The 6256-nt window shown below is 64.3% G+C and carries 6 protein-coding genes; 5 read left to right on the top strand and 1 reads right to left on the bottom strand.

What is annotated here, in order from left to right; translation table 11 throughout:
* The first annotated feature begins 365 nt into the window (after positions 1-365).
* The gene (locus ABNS06_RS11545) at positions 366-1727 is read left to right on the top strand and encodes an MATE family efflux transporter (protein ID WP_348674750.1); all 1362 of its coding nucleotides are present in this window, start codon (positions 366-368) and stop codon (positions 1725-1727) included.
* Between the two features lie 65 nt (positions 1728-1792).
* Here the strand turns inward: ABNS06_RS11545 and ABNS06_RS11540 are convergent, their stop codons facing one another.
* Positions 1793-2482: a Bax inhibitor-1/YccA family protein gene (locus ABNS06_RS11540; RefSeq protein ID WP_348674749.1), complete on the bottom strand. Its 690-nt coding sequence runs from the start codon at positions 2480-2482 to the stop codon at positions 1793-1795.
* Between the two features lie 172 nt (positions 2483-2654).
* Here ABNS06_RS11540 and ABNS06_RS11535 point away from each other — a divergent pair, with 172 nt between their 5' ends.
* The 4 genes from ABNS06_RS11535 to ABNS06_RS11520 all read left to right on the top strand — a co-directional run.
* Complete coding sequence (locus tag ABNS06_RS11535; protein WP_348674748.1) at positions 2655-4469, top strand: alkaline phosphatase D family protein; 1815 nt, start codon at positions 2655-2657, stop codon at positions 4467-4469.
* 94 nt (positions 4470-4563) lie between these two features.
* Complete coding sequence (locus tag ABNS06_RS11530) at positions 4564-4776, top strand: dodecin (RefSeq protein WP_348674747.1); 213 nt, start codon at positions 4564-4566, stop codon at positions 4774-4776.
* A complete protein-coding gene (locus tag ABNS06_RS11525) occupies positions 4776-5396 on the top strand; it encodes a DUF938 domain-containing protein (protein WP_348674746.1) in 621 nt (206 codons plus the stop codon). Before ABNS06_RS11530 ends, ABNS06_RS11525 begins: the two co-directional genes overlap by 1 nt.
* Before the next feature lie 60 nt (positions 5397-5456).
* Positions 5457-6256: CNNM domain-containing protein (locus ABNS06_RS11520; RefSeq protein WP_348674745.1), on the top strand; the 800-nt coding region annotated here is incomplete at its 3' end.

Raw genomic sequence — 6256 nt, 5'->3', positions numbered from 1 at the left:
CGAAACGGAAGAATCCGTATCGAGGTCTTCAGCAGGAACATGTAGAAGCGGTAGAAAAGGACTTGCAGGCTGAACAACATAAGTCGTCTCTCGAATCTGGCCAGGCGTCGTCTCGTTGTTCGTGTCGCACGTTGGTCGGGCCGCCCGGTCCAAGCCCGCACGCGTGCTTGTCATCGTCCCGGCGATCACCGGACGACGCACTATCCAACAATTATGCCGGTGATTGTTGGTTTGTGCGCAGGGGTGGCGTCAGTCGCCCCCGCCCGTGGTCGTAGGACGGTCCCGCGAGCGCCGTCGGACGGCTCGCGAGACGTCGACGTGACGAATCGTTACGCTGCCCGGCCGCATCCCGCTGATCGTCTGAAATGACCGTTCGAGTCGAGTCGTCCGGCTCCGTTCCCGCGCCGAGCTATCGCCGTTTGTTCGCGATCGCCTGGCCCATTGTTCTGGCCAATGTCGCCGCGCCGCTGCTGGGGCTGATCGATACCGCCGTGATCGGCAATCTTGGTCGCGTGGCCGATCTGGGCGCCATCGCGCTGGGTTCGCTGATCTTCAGCCTGATCTACTGGGGATTCGGCTTTCTGCGCATGGGCACGACCGGGTTCACCGCGCAGGCGGCCGGGACCCGGGACACGGCGGAGATTCGGGCGTGTTTCATGCGCAACCTGCTGCTCGGGTGGCTGCTGGCGGGCATGGTGCTGGCGCTTCAGTGGCCCCTGGTTCGGCTGATCCTGTCGATGTTTGACGCCAGCGCGTCGGTGGAAGCCGGCGCCGCGGCCTATCTGTCGATCCGTCTCTGGGGCGTACCTGCCGCGCTGGGGTTGTTCGTCGTCTGCGGATCGCTGATCGGTCGGGGGCACAGCCGGACGCTGATGCTGATTCAGCTGGCGATGAATGCGCTGAATATCGTCCTGGATGTGTTGCTGGCCGGCGTGCTGGAGTGGGGCGTCGAGGGGGTCGCACTGGGCACCGCCGTCTCCGAATGGCTGGCGTTCGGTCTGGGCGGCTGGCTGTTGCTGCGCGGGTTTCGCGACGAGCGTATCGATGCCGAGCCATTCTGGCCCTGGTCGCGCATTCGCCGATCCGCGGCGCTGGTGAGCACGCTCAAGGCCAATCGCGACATCATGATCCGCACGTTGCTGATGCTGGTCTGCTTCGCGTGGTTCACCAATGCCGGCGCGGTGTTCGGTGATCAGGTGCTGGCGGCCAATCACGTCCTGCTGCAATTCGTGACCTTCAGCGCCTACTTTCTTGACGGCTTTGCGTTCGCCGCCGAGTCGCAGATCGGCGCGGCCTACGGGCGGCGCGATCCGCGCAGCTTCGATCTGACCGTGCGCCGCTCGACGGTACTGGCGTTCGGCACGGCCTGCGCGCTTGCCGGCGGCCTGTGGATGTTCGGTGCTCCGATTGTTCATGTCCTCACGGACCTGGAGGCCGTTCGGGCGGTTGCCGCTCAGTTCCTGCCCTGGGCGATCGCCTACGTGGCGCTGTCGTTCGGCGCCTTCCAGCTGGACGGGATTTTCATCGGGATGACGGCGACGGCGCAGATGCGCAACGCGTCGCTGCTGTCGGCCGGCGGGTTTCTGCTGCTGGCGATGTGGTGGAGCGCGGCGGCCGGCAATGCGGGCTTGTGGGCCGCGTTCGTCTGCTATGTCGTACTGCGCGCGGCGGCGTTGCTGATCTTCTATCCCGCCTTGCGTCGTCGTCTGGTGGCCGGTTCGCCGTAGAACGTTGCTGGCCAACGAAAACGGCCGCCCGAAGGCGGCCGTCTTGTGTTCGAACCTGGCGGGGTTCAGTCCTCGCCCATGCTCACGCCGAGAATGTGGAGCAGGCTGGTGAACAGGTTGTAGATCGACAGATAAAGCGTCGTCGTGGCCAGGATGTAGTTGGTCTCGCCACCGTTCATGATCTCGCCGGTCTGGTACAGGATCAGGCCGCACATCAGGATGGTGAACAGCGCGGAGATCGCCAGACCCAGCGGCTGCCAGTAGAAGCCGAACAGCGAGGCGACCAGCACGCCGATGCTGGCGACGAAGGCGACCATGATGCCGGCCATGAGCATGTGGCCCATGAAGCTGAAGTCCTTCTTGGTCGTCACCGCGTAGGCGGAAAGCCCGACGAAGGTGAAGCCGGTCAGGCCCAGCGCCATCATCACGATCTGTGGTCCGTTGGTCAGACCAGTCATGTACATGTTGAGCACGGGGCCCAGGCCGAAGCCGAGCAGGCCGGTGAAGGCGAAGACCGCGATCAGCCCGTTGGATGAATTCGCGGTGCGCGGGATCACGAACCAGATGATGCCCAGCGCGCCCAGCGAGCACAGCAGCGCCGCACCGTAGGGGACGTTGACGGCCATCGAGATGCCGGCCATGACCGCGCTGAACAGCAGGGTCATCGACAGCAGCATGTAGGTATTGCGCAGGACCTTGTTGGTCTGCAGCGCGGATTGGGGCCGGGAGGCCGCAATGTCGTAAGAAGAATGCATCAGCAAGCGTTCCTTGTGGAAAATGGGGTCGGCATCGCCAACTCGGCCTTTATGGAGACACTTGCGACGAAAGGCAAGTTCCGGAGAGGTGATCGAGGCGCCTGCCGGACGATGACACAGAAATGACAACAAGACCGGTCATACTGATCGGCTGAATACTGGGGAGGGCGTTATGCCATCTGATCGCGGATTGAACCGTCGGGAGTTTCTGCGCTCGACGGCGGCTGTGGGTGCCGCTGGCACCGTGTTGGGCGTTGCCGGCTGCGGCCGGTCATCGACGCCGGCGAACCGGGTGACCATGCCGGGTGTCGAGTTGCAGGATCCGTTCAAGCACGGCCTGGCCAGCGGAGATCCGACCAGCGACAGCCTGCTGCTGTGGACGCGGGTGACGCCGACCGACGCGGATGGCAACTTCATCTCCGGTGACGTCACGGTGAGTTGGGCCGTCTACCGCGACCCCGAGCTGACGGATCTGGTGACGGCGGGCTCGGCGATGGCAAGCGAGCCGAACGACTACTGCGTCAAGGTCGACGCCACCAGTCTGGAGCCCTACACGGCGTACTACTATCGGTTCAGCGCGCTAGGTTACGACTCGGTGGTCGGGCGTGCGCAGACCCTGCCGGACTGGGATGCCGATACGGAGCACCGGCTGCGGATCGCGGTGGTGTCCTGCTCGAACTATCCCCATGGCTATTTCCACGTCTACAAGGAGATCGCCGACCGCAATGACATCGATCTGATCATCCACCTGGGTGACTACATCTACGAATACGGCAACGGCGAATACGGTGATACCCGTGATGTCGATCCGCCCGGCGAGATGCTGACGCTGGACGACTACCGTCGCCGCCATGCCTTGCACAAGGCGGAGGCCGATCTCGCCGAGCTGCACCGTCAGTTCACCTGGATCACCGTCTGGGATGATCACGAAACCACCGACAACTCGCGCCGCTGTACCGCGAACAACCACACCGAGGGACCGATCGAGGAAGGCGGCGAGGGCAACTGGTACGAGCGCAAGAGCTTCGGTATCCAGGCCTACTTCGAATGGATGCCGATTCGCCCGGTGGCCGATGACGTGGTCGCGGCGGGCCAGCTGTTCGCGCCCAGTCTGGGCAAGACCTGGCGCAAGTACTCCGCCGGCCAATTCGCCGACATCATCATGATCGACACCCGTCTGTGGGGTCGAGACGACGAATCCGACGCCGGCGTGCCGTTCCAGCGTGAGGCTGTCCGCCAGTACATGAGCGAGGATCCGCTGTGCGGGGACACCACGGCGCACCGCGACATCCTGGGTCCGGATCAGGAGGCCTGGCTGCATGACCAGCTTCGCAACTCCACGGCCAAGTGGAAGATTCTGGGCAATCAGCTGATTCTGTCCCAGTTGCGCGTGACGCCGGGCGCGGTCGCCGTTCCGCCGACGTATCTGAACACCGATGCCTGGGATGGTTATCCGACCAGCCAGGAACGCCTGTACGAGGTGCTCCAGGGCAACAACCCGGACGGGTCGGACAATTCCGAGGCATCCGCGGTGGACAACGTGGTCGTGATCACCGGCGACATCCATACATCGTGGGCCTTCAATGTCTCGCCCAATCCCGACGCGTTGCCGGCGCCGACGCCGATCGCGGTGGAGTTCGTGGGTCCTTCGGTGACGTCACCGGGTTTGCCCATTCCCGGAGAGCTGCCGAATGTCCTGCGGACGACCAACCGGCACCTGCAATGGGTCAACCTGGAACAGAAGGGCTGGATTCTGCTGGACCTGGCGCCGGACTACGCGACCGGCGAGTGGTATCACATCGGCACCGACGCCGTCGTCGATGCGCCGGAGCGGCCGGAGCCCAGCGAGCTGGTGCGGGTCTACCGCACCCCGTCGACGCCCGGTGACAACGGCATCGAGATTGATCTGACCGACCCGACCGGGGTCTCCCACCAGACCGATCCCGGCGAGACCTACCTGGCCTCGCGTCCGCCGAAGGCACCCTGAACGTCGGCGGACGCAGCGCGGACCCATCCATGTTCTTGGGGTCCGGGCCGGCTGCGCGTTAGGGTGGGATTCCACTGAGATCAGGAGTCCCCCAATGGAAGGCGACCACACCTACAAAGTGATCGAGATTGTCGGGTCATCCAAGACCGGGATCGAGGATGCCGTGCGCACCGGGATCAAGCGGGCGTCGAAGAACGTCGACGAGCTGAAGTGGTTCGAGGTCGATGAGCTGCGAGGCTGGATCAACGACGGCGATGTCGGTCACTGGCAGGTCAAGATGAAAGTCGGTTTCACCCTGAAGGACTGATGAGCGCCCCGGCGGATCCTGTCCGGCCGTTCGCGCCGGCCTGCGAACGGAACCAGGCACCGATCCTCGATGTGCTGCGACGTCATCTGGGCGGCGGTGAGCGCGTGCTGGAGATTGCCAGCGGGACCGGCCAGCACGCGCTGCATTTCACGCAGCAACTGCCCGAGTTGCGCTGGCAGTGTTCGGATCTGCCGGACCGGCTGGCGGGCATACGCCAGTGGCTGGCTGATGGCGATGGGCGGCGGCTGCCCGCGCCGGTTCCGCTGGATGCCCTGGAAGGGCAGTGGCCGCCCGGGCGTTTCGATGCGGTCTTTACCGCCAACAGCTTTCACATCATGCCCTGGGCTGGCGTACAGGGCGTGTTCCGGCGGATCGCCGACGTGCTGGAGCCCGACGGATCGTTGATCGTCTACGGTCCGTTTCGTGTCGGTGGCGACTTTGTCGCCGAGTCGGACGCGCGGTTTGACGACAGCCTGCGCCAGCGTGATCCGGACATGGGCTTGCGCGACCTGGAGCGTGTCGATGAGCTGGCACGGGCAAGCGGTCTGGGTCTGGTCGAGCACTGCCCGATGCCGGCGAACAATCACTGTCTGGTCTGGCGATTTGCGACGACAAGGTGACGCGGGCGCCGGCGACCGGCATCGTTACACCTTCTCCTGACAGGTCTCTGCGCTCACTCCATGCTGTCCCTGCTGATTGTCTTCTTCCTGGTTTCCATCGTCTTCTCGTTTCTCTGCTCCATGTGGGAGGCGGTGCTGCTCAGCGTCACGCCCGCATACAGCCGCATTCAGGAGGAGCAGGGCACGGCGATCGGCCGGCAGCTGCGAATCTTCAAGGACAATATCGACAAGCCGCTGGCGGCGATTCTCACGCTGAACACCATCGCCCACACGGTGGGTGCAATCGGTGTCGGCGATCAGGCCGCGAAGCTGTGGGCGGATGCCAATCCGATCATCACGGTGCTGGTGGTGCCCGGGGCGATGACGCTGGGCATCCTGGTGCTCTCCGAGATCATCCCGAAGACCATCGGAGCCACGCACTGGCAGCGGCTTGCCCCGTTCACCGTCCGGTCGCTGCAGTTCATTGGCGGCGTGATGGCGCCGCTGGTGTGGCTGAGCCAGATCATCACGCGCCGGCTGAAGAGCGAGGAGCACAAGAGCGTGCTGTCCCGCAATGACTTTCTGGCGATGACGGACATCGTTCAGGAGCAGGGAGCCCTGCATGCCTCCGAGTCCAGCATCATCAAGAACCTGCTGCGCTTTCGGGATATCACCGCGCGGGATGTCATGACGCCCCGGGTGGTGGTCGTCGCGGCGCCGGAGGAGATGACCGTCGAGGCCTTCCACGCATCCGTGGACTCGCTGCGGTTTTCGCGGATTCCCTGCTACGTGGATGGCTCTACCGATCACATGACCGGCTATGTGCTGAAGGATGACATTCTCGAGGCGCTGCTGGCCGGTGAGGCCGGACGCACGCTGGG

Origin of the sequence: uncultured Abyssibacter sp. (assembly GCF_964000955.1) — a bacterium.
In the GTDB taxonomy this organism is placed as follows: Bacteria; Pseudomonadota; Gammaproteobacteria; order Nevskiales; family OUC007; genus Abyssibacter.
This window is presented reverse-complemented; position numbering and strand designations above follow the sequence as displayed.